Annotated in this window: 16 protein-coding genes; 12 read left to right on the top strand and 4 right to left on the bottom strand. The window is 68.8% G+C overall.

The annotated features are described in order from the left end of the window. Positions 1-127 precede the first annotated feature (127 nt). The 9 genes from arfA (at position 128) to V9K99_RS24250 (ending at position 12,333) form a co-directional block, all read left to right on the top strand. Positions 128-1,195 (top strand): channel-forming protein ArfA/OmpATb, encoded by a 1,068-nt coding sequence (gene arfA / locus V9K99_RS24290; RefSeq protein WP_337012348.1) that lies wholly within the window; start codon positions 128-130, stop codon positions 1,193-1,195. A gap of 217 nt (positions 1,196-1,412) precedes the next feature. Next, the gene (locus tag V9K99_RS42760; protein ID WP_442914776.1) at positions 1,413-2,000 is read left to right on the top strand and encodes a sunset domain-containing protein; all 588 of its coding nucleotides are present in this window, start codon (positions 1,413-1,415) and stop codon (positions 1,998-2,000) included. Positions 2,001-2,006: 6 nt separating this feature from the next. Next, entirely contained in the window at positions 2,007-2,216 is a 210-nt protein-coding gene (locus tag V9K99_RS24280; protein ID WP_337012346.1) for a type II toxin-antitoxin system HicB family antitoxin, read from the top strand. Continuing rightward, positions 2,216-2,599 carry a type II toxin-antitoxin system HicA family toxin gene (locus V9K99_RS24275; RefSeq protein WP_337012344.1) on the top strand — a complete coding sequence of 128 codons (384 nt, stop codon included), beginning with the start codon at positions 2,216-2,218 and terminating at the stop codon, positions 2,597-2,599. Before V9K99_RS24280 ends, V9K99_RS24275 begins: the two co-directional genes overlap by 1 nt. Positions 2,600-2,870: 271 nt before the next feature. Then, entirely contained in the window at positions 2,871-4,592 is a 1,722-nt protein-coding gene (treS, locus tag V9K99_RS24270; protein WP_442914775.1) for a maltose alpha-D-glucosyltransferase, read from the top strand. Continuing rightward, complete coding sequence (locus V9K99_RS24265) at positions 4,592-6,004, top strand: maltokinase N-terminal cap-like domain-containing protein (protein ID WP_337012342.1); 1,413 nt, start codon at positions 4,592-4,594, stop codon at positions 6,002-6,004. The genes treS and V9K99_RS24265 overlap by 1 nt, the downstream gene beginning before the upstream one ends. Before the next feature lie 82 nt (positions 6,005-6,086). Then, the gene (locus V9K99_RS24260; protein ID WP_337012341.1) at positions 6,087-8,969 is read left to right on the top strand and encodes an ATP-binding protein; all 2,883 of its coding nucleotides are present in this window, start codon (positions 6,087-6,089) and stop codon (positions 8,967-8,969) included. A 42-nt stretch (positions 8,970-9,011) separates the two neighbouring features. Next, a complete protein-coding gene (glgB, locus tag V9K99_RS24255; protein WP_337012339.1) occupies positions 9,012-11,294 on the top strand; it encodes a 1,4-alpha-glucan branching protein GlgB in 2,283 nt (760 codons plus the stop codon). Positions 11,295-11,304: 10 nt separating this feature from the next. Continuing rightward, a complete protein-coding gene (locus V9K99_RS24250) occupies positions 11,305-12,333 on the top strand; it encodes an NUDIX hydrolase (RefSeq protein ID WP_337012337.1) in 1,029 nt (342 codons plus the stop codon). Here V9K99_RS24250 and V9K99_RS24245 read toward each other — a convergent pair. Further along, positions 12,326-13,156 carry an aminoglycoside phosphotransferase family protein gene (locus V9K99_RS24245; protein ID WP_337012336.1) on the bottom strand — a complete coding sequence of 277 codons (831 nt, stop codon included), beginning with the start codon at positions 13,154-13,156 and terminating at the stop codon, positions 12,326-12,328. The genes V9K99_RS24250 and V9K99_RS24245 overlap by 8 nt on opposite strands. A gap of 42 nt (positions 13,157-13,198) precedes the next feature. Next, entirely contained in the window at positions 13,199-13,582 is a 384-nt protein-coding gene (locus V9K99_RS24240; RefSeq protein ID WP_337012334.1) for a DUF4870 domain-containing protein, read from the bottom strand. 82 nt (positions 13,583-13,664) lie between these two features. On the opposite strand from V9K99_RS24240, the gene V9K99_RS24235 reads away from it, so the two are divergent. Both V9K99_RS24235 and V9K99_RS24230 read left to right on the top strand, forming a co-directional pair. Continuing rightward, positions 13,665-14,579 carry an alpha/beta hydrolase gene (locus V9K99_RS24235; RefSeq protein ID WP_337012332.1) on the top strand — a complete coding sequence of 305 codons (915 nt, stop codon included), beginning with the start codon at positions 13,665-13,667 and terminating at the stop codon, positions 14,577-14,579. Further along, positions 14,579-15,562 (top strand): RNA polymerase subunit sigma-70, encoded by a 984-nt coding sequence (locus tag V9K99_RS24230; protein WP_337012330.1) that lies wholly within the window; start codon positions 14,579-14,581, stop codon positions 15,560-15,562. Before V9K99_RS24235 ends, V9K99_RS24230 begins: the two co-directional genes overlap by 1 nt. On the opposite strand, the gene V9K99_RS24225 is transcribed toward V9K99_RS24230, so the two are convergent. Further along, positions 15,502-15,930: a MerR family transcriptional regulator gene (locus V9K99_RS24225; RefSeq protein ID WP_337012328.1), complete on the bottom strand. Its 429-nt coding sequence runs from the start codon at positions 15,928-15,930 to the stop codon at positions 15,502-15,504. The two genes, V9K99_RS24230 and V9K99_RS24225, sit on opposite strands and share 61 nt — an antisense overlap. A gap of 24 nt (positions 15,931-15,954) precedes the next feature. On the opposite strand from V9K99_RS24225, the gene V9K99_RS24220 reads away from it, so the two are divergent. Next, the gene (locus tag V9K99_RS24220) at positions 15,955-17,364 is read left to right on the top strand and encodes an MFS transporter (RefSeq protein ID WP_337012326.1); all 1,410 of its coding nucleotides are present in this window, start codon (positions 15,955-15,957) and stop codon (positions 17,362-17,364) included. Here V9K99_RS24220 and V9K99_RS24215 read toward each other — a convergent pair. Beyond that, on the bottom strand, positions 17,320-18,573 hold the full coding sequence (locus V9K99_RS24215; RefSeq protein ID WP_337012324.1) for an RNA polymerase sigma factor: 1,254 nt from the start codon (positions 18,571-18,573) through the stop codon (positions 17,320-17,322). The two genes, V9K99_RS24220 and V9K99_RS24215, sit on opposite strands and share 45 nt — an antisense overlap. Positions 18,574-18,614: the final 41 nt, after the last annotated feature.

Raw genomic sequence — 18,614 nt, 5'->3', positions numbered from 1 at the left:
GAAGCAACCCGAATAAAAATGATCTCGTGATCATCACGACGCTCCCCGGACAGGTGTGCAGACAGGGCGCAGGGCGGAGTAATGTCCACGCGCACGGTCACTCTTGACCGCATCCGACGGAGGAACAGTGCCCGGACTCGTTCGGCGGCCGATCGTCGTCTGGCTGCTCGCGGCCCTCGCCGTACCCGTGCTGCTGACCGCTGTGCTCATTCCGGCCAAAGCGGGCACCACCGAGGACGATCTTCGGGACCGATCACTGGCGGCGCTGCAGGCTCGTGGAATCAACGGCGCCGAGGTCGACGTGGACGGTCGCGATGCGACTGTCGCCGTACCGGCCGGTGTCGATCCCGGAGTGGTCAAGGAAGTGGTCGCGAGCGTCGAGGGCGTCCGCGCCGTCCAGGTAGAAGGCGGCACGCCGTCGACTCCCCCGCCGACCGAAGCGCCGGCTCTTGCCGCGTTCGAGGTCGGGCGGACGGACAACTCGATCCGGGTGCAGGTCGCGGTCAAGGATCAGACGGTCAAGGACGCGATCGCCGCGCAGGTCGACGAGGTGCTCGGACCGGACCGCGAGTTCGACAACCGGATCACGATTGAGCCTGCGGCCGGCCTGGCCGACGCCGCCACGGTGTCCGCTCTGATCCACGCGCTCGCGATCGGCACCGGCGACGCGTCGGTGCGGTACGACGGTACGACGATCACGCTGACCGGGAAGGTGCCGGACCAGGCGACCAAAGCGACCGTGGCGCGAGCAGCGGCGAAGGCGGTGCCAGGTGCGGTGATCGCCGACCAACTGCAGATCCCGGCGCCGCCGAAGTCAGCGGTCAGCGAGGCGTGCCGAACGTTCCAGAGCCGCCTGTCGGAGTTCGGCCGGCAGCACTCGATCATCTTCCTGTCCGGTACGTCGATCGTGAACAACGCCTCCAACTCGTCGGTGGTCCGTGCCGCGGCGCTGCTGAAGACGTGCCCGACCGCCCGGGTCGAGATCGCGGGTCACACCGACAACCTCGGCTCCCCCGCCAGCAGCCTGCCGCTGTCCGAGCAGCGCGCGGCCGCGGTCAAGGCGACGCTGGTGCGGCTCGGAGTGCCGGCCGGCCGCCTGCTCGCCCACGGTTACGGCGAGACCTTCCCGACCGCGTCCAACGACACCCCCGCCGGGCGCATCGCCAACCGCCGGGTCGAGCTCCGCGTCCTGTAGCCGATCACCCCAGCCAGGTGAGGGTGGTCGCGGTGGGTTGGTGTGCGATGGCGGTGCCTGACGGAGTAATGTCCTCGCGCACGGTCGTAGATTCCCTAGGGGACTCCATGAGTTGGCTGATCGCACAGGTCTGGATCTTGCTGCTGGTCGCGTTCGTACTGGGCAGCGCGACAGCTTGGCTGGCATATCGCCTCCGACCGTCGAGAGGCGCGCGCTCATGAGCTGGCTGCTGCGACACAACTGGCTGTGGTCGTTACTGGCGTTCCTGCTCGGCGCGGGCATCACCTGGTTCCTGCTGGTACGACGGGAACAGCAAGCGCCGGCCGAGGTCGCCGCCGAGGAGCCTGTCGAGGAGAAGGAAGAGGTTCTCGTCGGAGCCGCGGTCGGAGCGTCCGAGACCGCGGTGCGGGCGCCGGAGGAACCACGGCCTGCACCGGTGGCCGACGTACCGCCTGCTCCCGAGCCGGTGTTCTCGGTGCGGATGGACGCCGAGCGGGTGCGTGAACCGACGCTGTTCGACGACCACGACGACACAAACGCGACCGAGCCGCAGGTACAGGCCGTTGTGCCGCCCGGACGATACGGTGAGGGCTCGGCCGAAGCGGTACCGCACCAAGGTCCGCCGGACGGGTTCACCATCAAGGGCAAGGTCCAGTCGATGCTGTTCCACACCCCTGACTCGCCGTACTACGGCCGGACCAAACCTGAGGTCTGGTTCCGCTCCGAGGCCGACGCCGAACGCGCCGGGTTCACCAAGTACGCCCGCCGCCCCCGCAAGTCGGCAAACCCTCGACCCCAGGAGTAGGACACAGTGAAGCGCGAAGTCCACGTCCCCTACACGGTCGAGCAGGACGAAACCGGCGCCTGGAGCGCCGCGGCCGCAGTGACACCGGATGCGTTCGCCAACGGCGAGGGCGACACCCGGGAAGAGGCTATCGAGGACCTGCGCGAGGCCGTCGCCTTCCTGCTCGAGGAAGTCGGAGTGCCCGAGGAACTCGTCGTCACCATCGAGCTGGACTGATGGCAGCCGGCTGGGGCCCCAAGCCGTTCCGTGAGGTGGCGAAGGACCTCGAAAAGGTCGGCTTCGCGGAGGTCAGGCAAAAAGGCAGCCATGTGATGTTCCGCCGGGAGAGCAGGACGGTCACCGTCCCGAATCACGGTGGCAAGGACCTCAAGCCTGGGACGATGCGCAGCATTGCCAAACAGGCGGGTGTGAGTCCGGAGGATCTGTTCGGCACCGGCAAGTCGGAGAAGCGGCTCGAGCTGACGCCGGAGCAGGTCAACGAAGGGCTGGCCAGCCCGCAGGGTGCGGTCGACCCGTTCAAGTCGCCGGGCGGACGCTCCGGCGGCAGGCGCGGATCGGGGCGTCGCGGGCGCGAACGTGACGAGCGATCACCGCGCTGACGGCCGGCCGCCGGACCTGCGGATAGGGCGATCAGGCCCCTATTTGCTTGTACTGGCAAACGCCCGTCAGACTGTGCGCAACGCCTGGCCGGATCCGCCCACCCACGGCGTCCACCACATCACCGGACACCCTCCCGGTCTATCGCACGGCTCCCTTTTAGTTACTCCGCAACGGGGTAAGGGACCCTGTGCATGCCTGGGAAAGTCCACCCACACTGTCGCCACGGTCCGTGGCGACAGTCCGCAGTACCGCTAGGTTTGGAGACACCCGATGGAGGTGAGCGTGACCGACATGCTGCCGGAGCAGCACCACGGACTGACGAAGAGTGACCCGCTGTGGTTCAAGCGGGCCGTCTTCTACGAGGTCCTCGTGCGGTCCTTCAAGGACTCGAACGCCGACGGCATCGGCGATCTGCAGGGCCTGACCGAGAAACTCGACTACCTCGAGTGGCTCGGGGTGGACTGTCTCTGGTTACCCCCGTTCTATCCGTCGCCGCTGCGCGACGGCGGGTACGACATCTCGGACTACACCGGGGTGATGCCCGAGGTCGGCACGATCGCCGACTTCGCCGCCTTCATGGAGGCCGCGCACACCCGCGGGATCCGGATCATCGTCGACTTCGTGATGAACCACACCTCCGACCAGCACCCCTGGTTCCAGGCGTCGCGCAGCGACCCGGACGGTCCGTACGGCGACTTCTACGTGTGGTCCGACACCGACGACAAGTACAGCGACGCGCGCATCATCTTCGTCGACACCGAGTCGTCGAACTGGACCTGGGACCCGGTCCGCGGCCAGTACTTCTGGCACCGGTTCTACTCCAACCAGCCCGACCTGAACTTCGAGAACCCGGCCGTCGGCGACGCGATGATCGAGGCGCTGAAGTTCTGGCTCGACCTCGGCGTGGACGGGTTCCGGCTGGACGCGGTGCCGTACCTGTTCGAGACCGAGGGCACCAACTGCGAGAACCTCCCGCGCACCCACGAGTTCCTCAAGCGGGTCCGCAAGGAGGTCGACGCGAACTACTCCGACCGAGTCCTGCTCTGCGAGGCGAACCAGTGGCCGGCCGACGTGGTCGAGTACTTCGGCGACCGGTCGTCGGGCGGCGACGAGTGCCAGATGGCGTTCCACTTCCCGGTGATGCCGCGCATCTTCATGGGCGTACGGCGGGAGTCGCGGTTCCCGATCTCGGAGATCCTGGCCCAGACGCCGGAGATCCCGGACACCTGTCAGTGGGGCATCTTCCTGCGCAACCACGACGAGCTGACGCTCGAGATGGTCAGCGACGAGGACCGCGACTACATGTGGGGCGAGTACGCGCAGGACCCGCGGATGAAGGCCAACATCGGCATCCGCCGCCGGCTGGCCCCGCTGCTGGACAACGACGTGAACAAGATGGAGTTGTTCACCGCGCTGCTGCTCAGCCTGCCCGGCTCGCCGATCCTGTACTACGGCGACGAGATCGGCATGGGTGACAACATCTGGCTGGGCGACCGCGACGGCGTCCGGACCCCGATGCAGTGGTCGCCGGACCGCAACGCCTCGTTCTCGACCGCGACACCGGGCAAGCTCAGCCTGCCGGTGATCATGGACCCGGTCTACGGTTACCAGGCGGTCAACGTCGAGGCCGAGATGGAGAACGCCTCGTCGCTGCTGCACTGGACCCGGCGGATGATCCAGACCCGCAAGCAGCACCCATGTTTCGGCATGGGTACTTTCACAGACCTGGGCGGTTCCAATCCCAGCGTGCTGTCGTACGTCCGCGAGTTCGGTGACGACGTGGTGCTGTGCGTGAACAACCTGTCGAGGTTCCCGCAGCCGATCGAGCTGGACCTGCGCCAGTGGCAGGGCGTGGAGCCGGTCGAGCTGCTCGGCGGGGTGCACTTCCCGACCATCGGTGAGTTGCCCTACCTTTTGACGCTCGGCGCGCACGGTTTCTACTGGTTCCGGCTGCCGGTGCACAAGCCGGCTGACCACGAGGAGAGCATGTAGTGACTTCCCATCTGGACCAGGTCCAGTCCTTCTGTTCGGGCCAGAGGTGGTTCGGCGAGAAGGGACACGACGTCCATGTCGACGCGATGGCCACCTCGGTGTGGCTGTCCGCCGCGGACGCCTGGCCCGCGGTCCGGATCGGGTTCGTCTACTGTGCCGGTCCGCCCGGGTCGGAGTTCCCGATCCGGGTGTACCAGCTGCCGCTCAGCTACCACCGCGAACCGGTCGAGCACCTCGGCCACGCGCTGGTCGGCGAGTGGGCGGAGCAGGACCTCGACGATGCCGAGGTCTGGGTGTACGACGCCTTGCACGACAAGGAAGCGACGCCGTACTGGCTGGACGGGCTGACGCACGGACGGCAGCTGGAAGGGCTGGAGTTCCATCCGGTCCACGCTCCGGAGCATGCGACCGTCGTACCGGAGGACGCGCAGTCGCTCGTCCTCACGGTGGAGCAGAGCAACACGTCGCTGGTGTTCGGCGACGTGGCGCTGCTGAAGGTGTTCCGCCGGCTCGAGCCCGGGAGCAATCCGGGGGTCGAGATCGAGTCGGCGCTCACCGAGTCGGGGTCCGAGCTGGTTCCCGAGGTGCTCGGGTCCGCGCGCGGCAGCTGGCCGCGGGCGGGCGGCGGGACCGACACCGGCGAGCTGGCGATGATGACGGCGTTCCAGAAGAACGCCACCGACGGCTGGTCGTTCGCGACCTCGTCGGTGCGGGACCTGTACGCCGAGGCGGATCTGCACGCCGAGGAGGTCGGCGGTGACTTCGCGGCCGAGTCGCACCGGCTCGGTGCGAGTACGGCACAGGTGCATTCCGAGCTGGCCAAGGCGCTCGGTACCGACATCTGGGAGCCGTCCAAGCTGGTCGAGCACTCCGCGGCGATGCGGCGCCGGCTCGACGCGGCGGCCGCGGCGATCCCGGAGCTGGCGCCGTACGCTCCCGGCCTGACCCGGGCGTTCGACGCACTGGCGGCGTACGACCAGCCGGTCACGGTGCAGCGGATCCACGGCGACTTCCACCTGGGTCAGGTCCTGCGGACGATCGACGGCTGGAAGCTGATCGACTTCGAGGGTGAGCCGGCCAAGTCGCTGGTCGAGCGGCGGGCGCTGGACACCCCGGTCAAGGACATCGCCGGGATGCTGCGCTCGTTCGACTACGCGGCCCGGTCGCTGCTGGCCGACCACCAGGGCGACCAGCAGATCGCGTACCGGGCGGCCGAGTGGGCCGGCCGCAACCAGCGGGCGTTCTGCGACGGGTACGCCGAGGTGGCGGGCACGGATCCGCGCGAGCAGTCGGTGCTGCTGAGCGCGTTCCTGGCCGACAAGGTCATCTACGAGACCCTCTACGAGGCCCGCAACCGGCCGAGCTGGCTGCCGATCCCGCTGGCCGCGGCTGCCCAGTTGGCCGAACACTGATACCCCAAATCCCCGCCAAGTAATCCTCACTGAGCTGAGAATTACAGAGCGTGGGTGACCGACCACTGCAATACTTGCGGGTATGCCGCCCGAGCCCCAGCTAGAGGTCCTGGTTCTTGGTCCTCTGGCAGTCCGGCGCGGCGGCATCCCGGTGTCCGTCGACCGTCCGCTGGAGCGGGCGCTGCTGGTCCGGCTGGCGCTGGCAGGCGGCATGTCCGTGCCCGACCATCGGCTCGCGGCCGACCTGTGGGGTGACGTCGACCTGGCCCGCCCGACCGAGCGGTTGCGCGTGCTCGCGTCCCGGCTCCGGGCCGCGCTCGGCTCCCCCGACTCGCTCACCCGAGTCAACGGCGGCTACGCGCTCGCGGCCCGACTGTCGGACCTGACCGAGGCCCAGGCCGCGGCCGAACGCGTGCACGCGGCCGTCCGGTCCGGCGACCACTTCGGCGTCCGGGCTGCGGCCCGAGCAGCGCTGGCCTTGTGGCGCGGGCCGTCACTCGCGGATCTCCGGACGATCCCGTACGCCGTAACCGAGGGCGAACAGCTGGACGCGTGGCGACTCGCCCTGCAGGTGGAGCTGCTCGACGCCGAGCTCGCGCTGGGCCACGCCGCCGAGGCGGGTCGCGAGCTCGAAGCGTTGGCAGCCGAGAACCCTTTGCACGAACGGCTGTGGTGCCTGCTGGCATTGGCGTTGTATCGGACCGGCCGCCAGGCGGATGCGCTCAGTCGGATGGCCAGGCTGCGGACCCGGCTGGCCGATGAGCTGGGTGTCGACCCCGCACCGGACACCGCGGCGATGGAACTGCGACTGCTCCGGCAGGACCCGAGCTTGTTGCTCCAGGCCCCTGAACCGGCCGCGCCGCCGCCAGCCGACCTGCCGTCGCCGCTGACCAGCTTCGTCGGCCGGCAGCAGGAGTTGTCGTCGCTGGTGAAACGGCTCGGCGAGCCTGGTCTTATCACGTTGACCGGTGGTCCGGGCAGCGGCAAGTCCAGGTTGTCCTTCGAGGCCGCCCGGGCGGTGCCGGGTCGCGTCGTACGGCTGGTCGAACTTGCTCCGTTGCAGCGGGAAAGCGCCGTACTGGAAGCGATCGTGGGCGACGACACCGGTGGTCCGGATCCGATCGGGGCTGCCGCTACCGCGCTCGACGGCTCGCTGCTGGTGCTCGACAACGCGGAACATGTCATCGAGCAGGTCGCCGAGATCGTCGCCGCGCTATTGCGCCGGGCGCCGCTGTTGACCGTGCTGGTGACGTCGCAGCGGCCGTTGCAGCTCGCAGCCGAGGAAGTACGGCCGATGCCGCCGCTGGACGCGTTGTCCGCTGCGCAATTGTTCACCGAGCGCTGTGCCACTGACGCGCAAGGCGCTGACCCGGAGCAGGTCGCAGCGATCTGCACGGCGGTCGACCGCTTGCCGCTCGGGATCGAGCTGGCCGCCGGTCTCACTCGGACGTTGACCGTGCCGCAGCTCGCGAAGCGGTTGGCCGACCGGATGCGGTTGCTGGTCGCGGGGGCGCGGGATTCGCAGGCCCGCCACGCCAGTCTGGTCGCCGCGCTGGACTGGAGCCATCAGCTCCTCGGCGACACGGAGCGCGCCGTATTGCGGCGAGTGGCGGTCTTCGCCGGTGGATTCACGTTGGAGGCGGCCGAGCAGGTCGCCATCGATCCGCGTGATGTCGCGCCGGCGCTGACCGAGTTGGCGGATCGGAGTCTGCTCACGGTCGAGGCGGTCCACGGGCGGCGGTTCCGGTTGCTGGAGACGGTCCGCGACTACGCACTAGCGAAGCTCGAGGAGTCCGGCGAGACCGAGACCGCCCGGGCCGCCGAACTCGACTGGGCGGTCGGTTTCGTACGGGCCGTCGGCAGTGCCGACAACGACTTCTCCTCGGCCGAGTCGGTCGCGGAAGTCTTCTCCGAGTGGCCGAACCTGCTCGACGTACTGGATCGGGCGCCGGGGACGGATCGGGCCGTCGCCGGGCTCCGGCTCGCGATCGCCATGCACACACCGTGGCTGATCCGCGGCTGGTACGCCGAGGCCGTGCGGCACTTCGACGCGTTGACGGACGCGCCCGGCGCGACCACGGCCGAGCGGCTGACCGCGTTGAGCAACCACGCTTTCGTATTGACCATGCGCGGCAGCCTCGACCAGGCCGCGACGTTGCTGACCGAGGCGGAGTCGCTGGCCAAGGAGCACAACGACGACGCGCTCACGCTGACGGTGCTGTACTACCGCAGCATCGTGGAGATCGAGCGCGGTCACCTCCTCGACGCCTTCACCCCGTTGCTGGCCGGTCAGGCCCTGGCCCGGACCGCACCCCAGCACGAGCGGCGACTGTCCGCGTTCACCGACGCGCTCGGCACCCTCTACGTGTACGCCGGCCAGCCGGAGAAGGCGGTCGAGTGCTACGAGACGTGCATCGTCGCGGATCGCGAGTACGGCGACGAACACGGACTGTCCCGCGGCCTGAGCAACCTGGCCGGCGCCCTGGCCAACCTCGGCCGGCTGGAGGACGCGCTGAAGACGGCCGCCGAGTCGGACCACTACGCCCGCCGGCTCGACGACCGGCAGATCCTGCCGCTGAACGACGTGATCCGCGGCGCGGTCGCGGTGGCCCGCGGTTCCCTCGACGACGCGGAGAAACATCTGCGCTCGGCGGTCGAGTACGCGATCGCCGACGACAGCGGGGCCACGCTGGCCCACATCGACCTGGCCGACGTACTCATCCTGCAAGGCGAGACCGACGAGGCGGCGACCCTGCTCGACACCGTCTTCGCCGAGGCCCCCGCCCAGAGCACCGTATGGCTCGCCGCCCGCGCCGTGGCCGCCGCCCTCGCCTTAGCCCAAGGCGACCGTGCCCACGCCACGGTTTTGGTGGACGAAACGACCACCGCCTACACCCAAACCGGCTTCGCCTGGCCCCGCTACGCCAACCGCCTGAACGCCGTCCGAGCGGCGCTCGCCGCCTGACTTTGTGTACGTCCTGCATCGTCGGGTACGGGGGTGCGGTAGATGACCGAAGGATCGGGCAGGATGGGGTTCATGGGATCGAGCGAGCACGACGCCGGGCCGGTTTCCGATGCTTTCGAGGCGCCGGTGGTGGCGGCCGAAGAGCCTGTGGTGACAGCGGTTCCCGTTGATCGAACGGTGCTGGAGCGACTCGTCGGCGGGACGTTCCACGATCCGCACCAGGTGCTCGGGCCGCATCTGGGCGACCACGGTGTCACTGTGCGCGTGCTGCGGCCGTTCGCGCAGTCCGTCACCGTGCTGTACGACGACCAACGGCTCGAGCTGCGCCATGAGTTCGAAGGTGTCTGGGTCGGCGTACTCGACACCGACAAGGTGCCCGACTACCGCCTCGAGGTGGCCTACACCGACGGTCCCGCGCTCGAGCTGGACGACCCGTACCGCTACCTGCCGTCGCTCGGCGAGGTCGACCTGCACCTGATCGGCGAGGGCCGCCACGAGCAGCTGTGGACCGCCCTCGGCGCCCATGTCCGCCGGTACGACGGCCCGACCGGAACCATCACGGGTACGTCGTTCGCCGTCTGGGCCCCGAACGCGCAGGGCATCCGCCTCACCGCGGACTTCAACTTCTGGGACGGCCGCGCGCACCCGATGCGCTCGCTCGGCGGATCCGGCGTGTGGGAGCTGTTCGTCCCCGGCGTCGGGCCTGGCACGCGGTACAAGTTCGACATCTGCGGTCGCGACGGCGTCTGGCGGCAGAAGGCCGACCCGATGGCGAACCTGGCCGAGACTCCCCCGGCGAACGCGTCCGTCGTGCACGAGACGTCGTACGAGTGGAACGACGCCGAGTGGATCGAGCGGCGGACGGCATCGCAGGCCTATGCCGAGCCGATGAGCGTCTACGAGGTGCATCTCGGCTCGTGGCGCAAGGGCAAGACGTACCGTGAGCTGGCCGACGAGCTCGTTGCCTATGTCAACGAGATGGGTTTCACCCACATCGAGCTGATGCCGGTGATGGAACACCCGTTCGGCGGCTCGTGGGGCTACCAGGTGACGTCGTACTTCGCCCCGACCTCGCGGTTCGGCGATCCGGACGACTTCCGCTACCTGGTCGACAGCCTGCACCAGGCCGGTATCGGCGTGATCGTCGACTGGGTGCCGGCGCACTTCCCGAAGGACGTCTGGGCGCTGGCCCGGTTCGACGGTACGCCGCTGTACGAGCACCCGGATCCGCGCCGCGGCGAGCAGCCGGACTGGGGCACGCTGGTGTTCGACTTCGGCCGGCCGCAGGTGCGCAACTTCCTGGTCGCGAACGCGATCTACTGGGCCGAGGAGTTCCACATCGACGGCCTCCGGGTGGACGCGGTGGCGTCGATGCTCTACCTCGACTACTCCCGCTCCGAGGGCCAATGGGTGCCGAACCAGTACGGCGGCCGCGAGAACCTCGAGGCGGTCTCGTTCCTGCAGGAGATGAACGCGACGCTGTACAAGCGGGTGCCCGGTGTCATCACGGTGGCCGAGGAGTCCACCTCGTGGCCGGGGGTCACCCGGGACACGCATCTGGGCGGGCTCGGGTTCGGCTTCAAGTGGAACATGGGCTGGATGAACGACTCGCTGCGCTACCTGGAGCACGAGCCGGTCCACCGGCAGTACCACCACCACGAGCTGACGTTCTCGATGATGTACGCCTACTCGGAGAACTTCGTCCTGCCGCTGTCCCACGACGAGGTCGTGCACGGCAAGGGTTCGCTGCTGCGCAAGATGCCGGGCGACCGCTGGCAGCAGCTGGCGAACCTGCGCGCGTACCTGGCGATGATGTGGGCGCACCCGGGCAAGCAGTTGCTGTTCATGGGCTGCGAGTTCGGCCAGGAGTCGGAGTGGTCCGAGAAGGGCGAGCTCGACTGGTGGCTGCTGGACCACGCCGACCATCGTGGCCTGCAGCAACTGGTGCGGGATCTGAACGGCGTCTACCGCGCCACCGAGGCGCTCTGGCGGACCGACCACTCGCCGGAGAAGTTCACCTGGATCGACGCCAACGACGCCGGGAACAACGTGTTCTCCTTCGTCCGGTACGGCGACGAGGGCGAACCCACGATCGCCTGCATCTCCAACTTCTCCGCCATCCCGCACCACGGCTACCGCCTCGGCCTGCCGTACCGCGGCCAGTGGGAGGAGGCGGTCAACACCGACGCCGACGTCTACGGCGGCTCGGGGGTCGGCAACTTCGGCGCCGTCGACGCTCACGGTCCCAGCTGGCACGGGATGGAAACCAGCACCGAACTGTCCGTTCCACCCCTGGCGACGGTGTACCTGCGCTTCAACGGGTAGCGTTCACGGGGTGACCGCCGTACCGCCGCAACCAACGCTGACCGATGGTGAGTTGACGCTGCGTCCGTGGCGGGAGGAGGACATCGACACCGCCGTGGGCCTCCACGACGACGAGATGGTCCGGTGGTTCGACTTCCCGGGCCTGCCGGCGCGGTCCAACCTGGCCTCGGCGGTCGAGGAGTGGCACCGGCAGTACGCCGACGACCGGCAGGTGGTGAGCTTCGTCATCGAGCTGGCCGGCGAGGCCGGTCCGGTCGGCTCCGTCGAGATCCGCCGGATCGCCCCGGGCGTCGGGAACGTGTCCTGGACGACGTACAAGCCGTACCGCGGCCGCCGGGTCGCGCGACGCGCCGTCCGGCTGCTGACCGTCTACGCCTTCGGTGAGCTCGGGCTGGAACGGCTCGAGGCGCGGGTGGATCCGGAGAACCGGGCCTCCGCGCGGGTCGCGATCCGGTCCGGGTTCCGGCGTGAAGGTCTGCTCCGAGGTGCGGGGACGATGCAGGGTGAACGCCGTGACGTGGCGGTCTACGGCCTGCGGCGGGACGATCCCCGACCGGACACGTTGTTCGGCTGGACCGCGCTGATGGACTCGGTGCTGCCGAAGAAGCGGGTCATCGCGCATGTGATCGTGCGGGACACCACTGGCCGGGTGCTGCTGTGTCAGGTCAGCTACAAGAAGGATCTGGAGCTGCCCGGCGGTGTGGTCGAGCCGGACGAGGACCCGGCGACCGGGGCGTCGCGTGAGATGCATGAGGAACTCGGAGTCGCCTTGCCGCTGGTCGGCGTACTCGCGATCGACTGGCTGCCGCGCTGGGAGGGCTGGGGCGACGCCATCGAGATCCTGTACGACGGCGGCGTCCACGACCCGTCCCTGGTGGACACGCTGCATCCGGACGGCTTCGAGATCCGCGGACTGGCGTGGCATGCGCCTGACGCGCTGGACGGGCTGGTCTCGCCGCTGAACGCGCGCCGGCTGCCGCTGATCCTCGCCGACCCCTCGCGCCTGTACAACCTGCGCGACGGGGAGCCGATCATCTAGGCAGTCGGTTGAGATTGCCGACGCACCAGGCGTAGTGCCCGTCGCTGGCATCAGCGTCGTAGATGGTCGCGGTGGTGATGGCGTACGCCTGGCGGTACAGGTACATCCGCTCCCGGTCGTGCCCGAGCCGCTCGAACCGGTCGAGCAGCAGAGTGTCGAGCCGTTGCGCATCGGGGCCGTACATGTCGAAGAACCCGGCTGCCAGCGCGGCGTCGAACGTGTTGTCTCCGGCTGTCGAGTAGAAACCCCAGTCGAGTACGGCGACAGTGCGCGACCCGTCCATCAGCAGGTTGGGCTGGCAGATATCACCGTGTACGACGCTCAGCTTGTCCGGCTGGATCGTCTCGAGCTGCTGTGTGAGCCGCTCGAGCAGGTCGTCGAAGTCGGGCACGTCGCGCTTGAGATGGTGGTGAGCTTCGGCGGCACGTCGTCGTACCAGGGCTGCCAGCGCCTCGCCCCAGGACAGGTCGTCGCGCCAGAACGGCTGGTTGAGGACTGGAAGCGCCTTGCTCGCCGGGCCTGGGACGGTCGTGCCGAGTGCCTCCACCACGGCCACGAACGCGTCGAGCGCCTGCTCCTCGGCGAGGCCGGCTTCGTGCAGCGCGGTGCCGGTCAGCAGGTCCTCTTCGCTGACGGCCTGCCCGTCGGCGTCCGCGGCGATCTGGTGGATCCTCGGCGTACGGAACGGGAGCGCGGGCAGTTCGTCGAGGAACGCCTTCAGCGGGCGTACGTCGTCCGGCCGCCGATCGAACCAGATCTTGCGGACCCGGCCGTCACCGAGGTCGTAGACGGCACCTTCCATTCCCTGGCCGATCAGCTCCACCCACGGCACTCTGCCAAAGCGTGCCCGGTGGGTCCAACCGGTTTAGCGCACCAGGCGGATCGTCAGCGGGTAGCGGTACTCGTTGCCGCTGGAGGCCGCCATCGTGGCCAGGATGATCACGACCAGCGCCGCGATGGCCCCGATCACCACCAGCGGGATGACGATCAGCACGCCGAGGCCGAACGTGATCAGGATCAGCACCACCGCGACCGCGGTGTAGATCAGCAACGACAGCTGGAAGTTCAGCGACTCCAGCGCATGCCGCCGGACGAACTCGGACCGGTTCCGGAACACCAGCCAGATCACCAGCGGGCACAGGAACCCCATCGCGAACCAGGCCGCGACAAACACCCCGACGTGAGCCACCATCCCCCACGTCCGCTCTTCCGAGGCCGACAACGGCGGCCCGGCACCAGGCGCACTCATACTCCAGTATGCACACCGATTCCTTTCCGGGCCGCCGACGGTCTGTACAGGTGAATGCTCATCGAGGAAGGGATCTACGACGATGCCGAGCAAGGAGTCCGAGGCGGTCAAGCGACACTGGGCGGCGGCCCGCCTGACCAGTCAGCTACCGATGGCGGAGCAACCCGACCGGGAGACCGCCGATCACACCTGGGCGGGTCTGACGAGCGAACCTCGCGACGTGGACTACCTCTCCGTCGGTGAGGTGTCCGCGCTGTGGATCGTGCCGAAGGACGCCGTACCGGATCGGGTGCTGCTGTGCATGCACGGCGGTGGGTTCGTCGGCGGGTCGATCCACTCGCACCGGAAGATGTTCGGTCACCTCGCCAAGGCAGTCGGCGCGCGGGCTCTGGTCTTCGACTACCGCCTCGTGCCCGAGCACACGTACCCCGCCCAGCTCGACGACGCGATCGCTGTCTACCGCTGGCTGCTCGATCAGGGCATCGATCCGGCCCGGATCGTCTTCGCCGGTGACTCCGTTGGCGGCGGACTGGCGATCACCACTCAGTTGCGCGCCCGGTCGGACGGGCTACCGTTGCCGGCCGCCTCACTGCTGTTCTCGCCGTGTGTCGACATGGAGCTCACCGGCGACTCGTACGACGCCAACCGGGACCGGGACGCCTTCTTCCACCGGGAGCTCGTTCGCGAACTGGTCGCCATGTACGTCGGCCCGGGTGGCGATCTCCGTGATCCACTGGTCAACCCGCTGTACGGCGATCTGACCGGGTTCGGGCCGACCTACATCCAGGCCGGCGGGGACGAGGCGCTGGTCGACGACGCTCGGATGCTCTACGAGCTCGCCCGCAAGGCGGGGGTCGAGGCGCGGCTCGATGTCTTTCCCGACATGCAGCACACCTTCCAGATGGCGGCCGGGCGGGTGCCCGAGGCGGACGACGCCATTCAGCGGATGGCGGCCTGGGTCCGGCCGTTGCTGGGTCTGCCACGCTGGGAGGCGTGATGACAGGAAAGGCTGAGTTCGAGCGTCGTACCGAACCGTTCCGCAAGGAACTGCTGGCGCATTGCTATCGAATGCTCGCCTCGGTGGACGAGGCTGAGGATCTCGTGCAGGAGACCTACCTGCGAGCTTGGCGGGCATATGCGACGTTCGAAGGCCGTTCCTCGGTGCGGGTCTGGCTGTACCGGATCGCCACCAACGCCTGCCTGACCGCGCTCGAGCAACGCGGCAGGCGGGCGCTCCCGTCCGGGATCGGCGGGCCCAGCGACGACCTCGCCGCGGACGGCACGGCTCCGGGTGTCGCTTGGGTGGAGCCGATGCCGGATTCCTTGGTGGACACTGACCCCGCGACGATCGTCGCCACCCGGGAAAGTCTGCGGCTGGCGTTGATCGCTGCGCTGCAATACCTTCCGCCGAAGCAGCGCGCCGTACTCATCCTGCGCGAGGTCCTCGCGTTTCCGGCCGCTGAGGTCGCCTCGATGCTCGAGACCTCGGTTGCGGCGGTGAAGAGCACCCTGCAGCGAGCCCGGGCCCGGCTCGACGAGACGGCACCGGAACGGTCAGAGGTCATCGAGCCGACCGATCCGCAGGCTCGTGCTCTGCTCGCCGAGTACGTCGCCGGCTTCGAGAACGCCGATGTCGCTGCCCTCGAGCGCGCCCTTCGTGCCGACGCCGCGATCGAGATGGTCGGCAGCTCGAACTGGTTCTCCGGCCGCGTGATGTGCCTGCGAGTGCTGGCCGACGCTGTCGGCTCCCCTGGAGACTGGCGAATGCTGCCCACAGTGGTGAACGGCCAGCCTGGAGTCTTCGCCCACCTTCGTGATGCCGCCGGCACCCACCAACCGATGGGCCTGGCCGTCCTCACCCCGACACCCACCGGCCTCAGCCACATCCACGTCTTCAGTGACCCCACTCTGGTCACGCGCTATGAGCCGCGCGGTGCCCACAGCTGGTCGGCGTCGCCGGCCTCCAGCCGTCCTCGGTAGACGTCGATCTTGTGATCGATCAGCTCCAGGTTCTCCTGCAACTCGGCCAGCTTGGCGAGCACCTCGGCTCGGTGTGCCTCCAGCAGCCCGAGCCGGTCCTTCTCGTTTCCACGCCCGGCTGAGACGAGGTCGGCGTACTTCCGGATCGTCCTGATCGGCATGCCGGTCGCCCGCAGTCGCGTGCACACCTTGATCCAGTCCAGATCCAGCTGGCGATAGCTCCGCCGCCCACCAGCGGTCCGATCAACGGTCGTCACGACCAGTCCGGCGCGCTCGTAGTACCGCAGGGTGTGCACGCTCACCCCGGTACGGCGGGCAGCTTCGGCGATGCTCATCCCGGGCTCATCGGTGTGGTTGACTTCGAGCACGCTCTAAATCCTAGCGTCGTGGTCATGAGTGCCCCAACGCTTCCCGCTCCCGCCGAGCTCAGCCGGCGCCGCCGATCCCTGGTACTCGCGATCTGCTGCGCCAGCATCATCGTCGTGGTGATGGACATTTCCATCGTCAACGTCGCCCTGCCGTCGATCCGCGCCGACCTGAACGCCTCGGTGTCCGACCTGCAATGGACCGTCGACGCCTACACCCTGGTGCTCGCCGGTTTCCTGCTCCTCGGCGGATCCACCGCGGACCGGGTCGGCCGGCGGCGCGTCTTCCTGATCGGACTGGCGATCTTCGGCCTCGGCTCGCTGCTCTGCAGTCTCGCGCCCGGCGTCGGCTGGCTGATCGCGGCGCGGGCGGTGCAGGCCATCGGGGGCACGATGCTCAACCCGGTGGCGATGGCGATCGTCGCGACGACCTTCCCCGACCGGGCCGAGCGAGCCAGAGCGATCGGTGTCTTCGGCTCGATGTCCGGCCTGTCGCTTGCCCTGGGCCCGATTCTCGGGGGTGCCCTGGTCGACACCTTCGGCTGGCGTTCGGTCTTCTGGGTCAACGTGCCCGTCGTGGCGGCCGCGATCGTCTGCACGGCGCTGTTCGTCCCTGAGTCCCGCGCTGCTCGCGCACGCCGTTTCGACCCGGTGGGCCAGACCTTGGTGGTTGTGCTGCTCGGCAGCGTCGTCTACGCCATCATCGAGTCCCACAGCCTCGGGTGGGCCTCACCTGTGATCCTCGGTCTGCTCGCTGTCGCCGTACTCGCTCTCCTTGGCCTCCTCGCCTACGAACCACGCCGTACCGATCCACTGCTCGAGCTCAGGCTGTTTCGCAGTGTTCCGTTCAGTTCGGCCATCCTGATGGCGCTCGTTGCCCTGTGTGCGTTCGGCGCCTTCCTCTTCGTCACCACCCTTTACCTGCAGAACATCCGCGGCCTGTCCCCGCTGACCGCCGGTCTCTGCCTGCTGCCGGTCGGTGCGCTGATCCTGCTCCTCTCCCCCATCACCGGCCGCCTGGTCGCCAGCCGCGGCCCACGCCTGTCCCTGGTGGTGGCCGGCACCGCCCTGTCCCTAGGCGCCGCCGCATCCCTCTGGCTTGGCCCGACCACCCCACTCCCAGCAGTCCTAGCCATCTACCTCCTCTTCGGCATCTTCCTGGGCATGGTCAACCCACCCATTACCAACACCGCCGTGTCCGACATGCCCACGTCCATGGCTGGCCTGGCCGCCTCCCTGGCGTCCGCCGGCCGCCAAACCGGCACCACGCTGGGCGTGGCCATCGCCGGCACCATCCTCGGCACGACAGCCTCCCAAGGCGGTCGGGCCTTCACCACCGCCGAACACCCCGTCTGGTGGACCGCCCTCGGCCTGGGCCTGGCCCTCCTGCTCCTAACCCACCTCGCCCACCGGCAGGCTGGCGAGGCGGTGGTTTAGGAAGCGGCGTTCCGTCTCGTTGGGGGTGAGCGTGATGGCGGTCTTGTAGGCCTGCGCGGCTTCGTCCGTGCGGCCCAGGCGGGCGAGCACGTCGGCGCGGGCGGCCGGGAGGTAGGCGTAGGACTTGAGGGCAGGCTCGTTGCTGAGGGCATCCAACTCGGCGAGGACGGTGTCGAGATCGGCACCCGGGACGAGGCTGTGGGCGGCGGCACGGTTGAGCGCGACGATGGGTGTCGGCCAGCTGACCATCATGGCGTCGTACATGCGCACCACCTGGGTCCAGTCGGTCTTCTCCCACGACGGCGCGGTCACGTGCAACCCGGCCACGGCTGCCTGCAGCGCGAACCGTCCCTGTCCCTGCTCCAGCGCGGCGGTCGCCCTCGACACACCTTCCGCCAACATCCGGATGTCCCACCGCGACCTGTCCTGATCCGCCAGCAGCACCAACTCCCCGTCCTCGCTCACCCGCGCATCGCCGCGCGCTTCCGTCATCAACAGCAATCCCAGCAATGCCTGCGGCTCCGCCTCCTGCGGCATCAACCGCACGAGCATCCGCGCCAGCTCGACCGCCCGCCCGGTCAGGTCCGCGCGGGTCAGCTCGGACCCGGCCGCCACATGCCCGGCCGTGTACACGAGATGCACGACCGTCAGGACGGCGTCCAGCCGCGCCGGCAACTCGTCATCGGCCGGGATCCGGTACGGGATCGAGGCCGCGGCGATCTTCTTCTTCGCCCGGGTGATCCGCGCGGCCGCCGTCGGCTCGCTGATCAGCAGGCCGGCCGCCACCTCGCGGGTGGTCAGGCCGCAGATCAGCCGCAACGTCAACGCGACCTGCGAATCCCGCGCCAGCGCCGGGTGACAGCAGGTGAACACGAGCCGGAGCGGATCCGTCGGCTGTTCGTCGTCGTCCGGCGCGAGCGGATCCTCCACCAGCAACGGGAGCTTCCGTCGCAGGTTCGTCTCCCGGCGCAACCGATCGAGTGCTAGCCGCCGCGCCACCGTGGTCAGCCAGCCGCCCGGGTTCGACGGGAGTCCGTCCGGCCAGGTCCGCAACGCCTGCACGAACGCGTCCTGCGTGCAGTCCTCGGCCAGATCCAGATCCCGCGTCAGCCGCACCACCGACGCAAGCACCGTCGACCAGCACTCCCGGTGCGCCCGATCCACCACCCGAGCGACCTCGACCACTGACGCCGACCGCACCTCACTCATGTCCGCTCCAGTGCAGGCGGGTGCGCCGACGGTGGGAGGCG

Origin of the sequence: Kribbella sp. CCNWLW201 (assembly GCF_037203805.1) — a bacterium.
Lineage (GTDB): Bacteria > Actinomycetota > Actinomycetes > Propionibacteriales > Kribbellaceae > Kribbella.
The sequence above is the reverse complement of the archived record's forward strand: the minus strand, read 5'-3'. Positions and strand labels throughout refer to the sequence as shown.

What these genes read in the sequence shown, in the direction of transcription:
- V9K99_RS42760 (WP_442914776.1), top strand. Translation starts at nt 1,413, where the DNA reads ATGAGCTGGCTGCTGCGACACAACTGGCTGTGGTCGTTACTGGCGTTC.
- V9K99_RS24275 (WP_337012344.1), top strand. Translation starts at nt 2,216, where the DNA reads ATGGCAGCCGGCTGGGGCCCCAAGCCGTTCCGTGAGGTGGCGAAGGAC.
- treS (WP_442914775.1), top strand. Translation starts at nt 2,871, where the DNA reads ATGGAGGTGAGCGTGACCGACATGCTGCCGGAGCAGCACCACGGACTG.
- V9K99_RS24260 (WP_337012341.1), top strand. Translation starts at nt 6,087, where the DNA reads ATGCCGCCCGAGCCCCAGCTAGAGGTCCTGGTTCTTGGTCCTCTGGCA.
- glgB (WP_337012339.1), top strand. Translation starts at nt 9,012, where the DNA reads ATGACCGAAGGATCGGGCAGGATGGGGTTCATGGGATCGAGCGAGCAC.
- V9K99_RS24240 (WP_337012334.1), bottom strand. Translation starts at nt 13,582, where the DNA reads ATGAGTGCGCCTGGTGCCGGGCCGCCGTTGTCGGCCTCGGAAGAGCGG.
- V9K99_RS24235 (WP_337012332.1), top strand. Translation starts at nt 13,665, where the DNA reads ATGCCGAGCAAGGAGTCCGAGGCGGTCAAGCGACACTGGGCGGCGGCC.
- V9K99_RS24230 (WP_337012330.1), top strand. Translation starts at nt 14,579, where the DNA reads ATGACAGGAAAGGCTGAGTTCGAGCGTCGTACCGAACCGTTCCGCAAG.
- V9K99_RS24220 (WP_337012326.1), top strand. Translation starts at nt 15,955, where the DNA reads ATGAGTGCCCCAACGCTTCCCGCTCCCGCCGAGCTCAGCCGGCGCCGC.
- V9K99_RS24215 (WP_337012324.1), bottom strand. Translation starts at nt 18,573, where the DNA reads ATGAGTGAGGTGCGGTCGGCGTCAGTGGTCGAGGTCGCTCGGGTGGTG.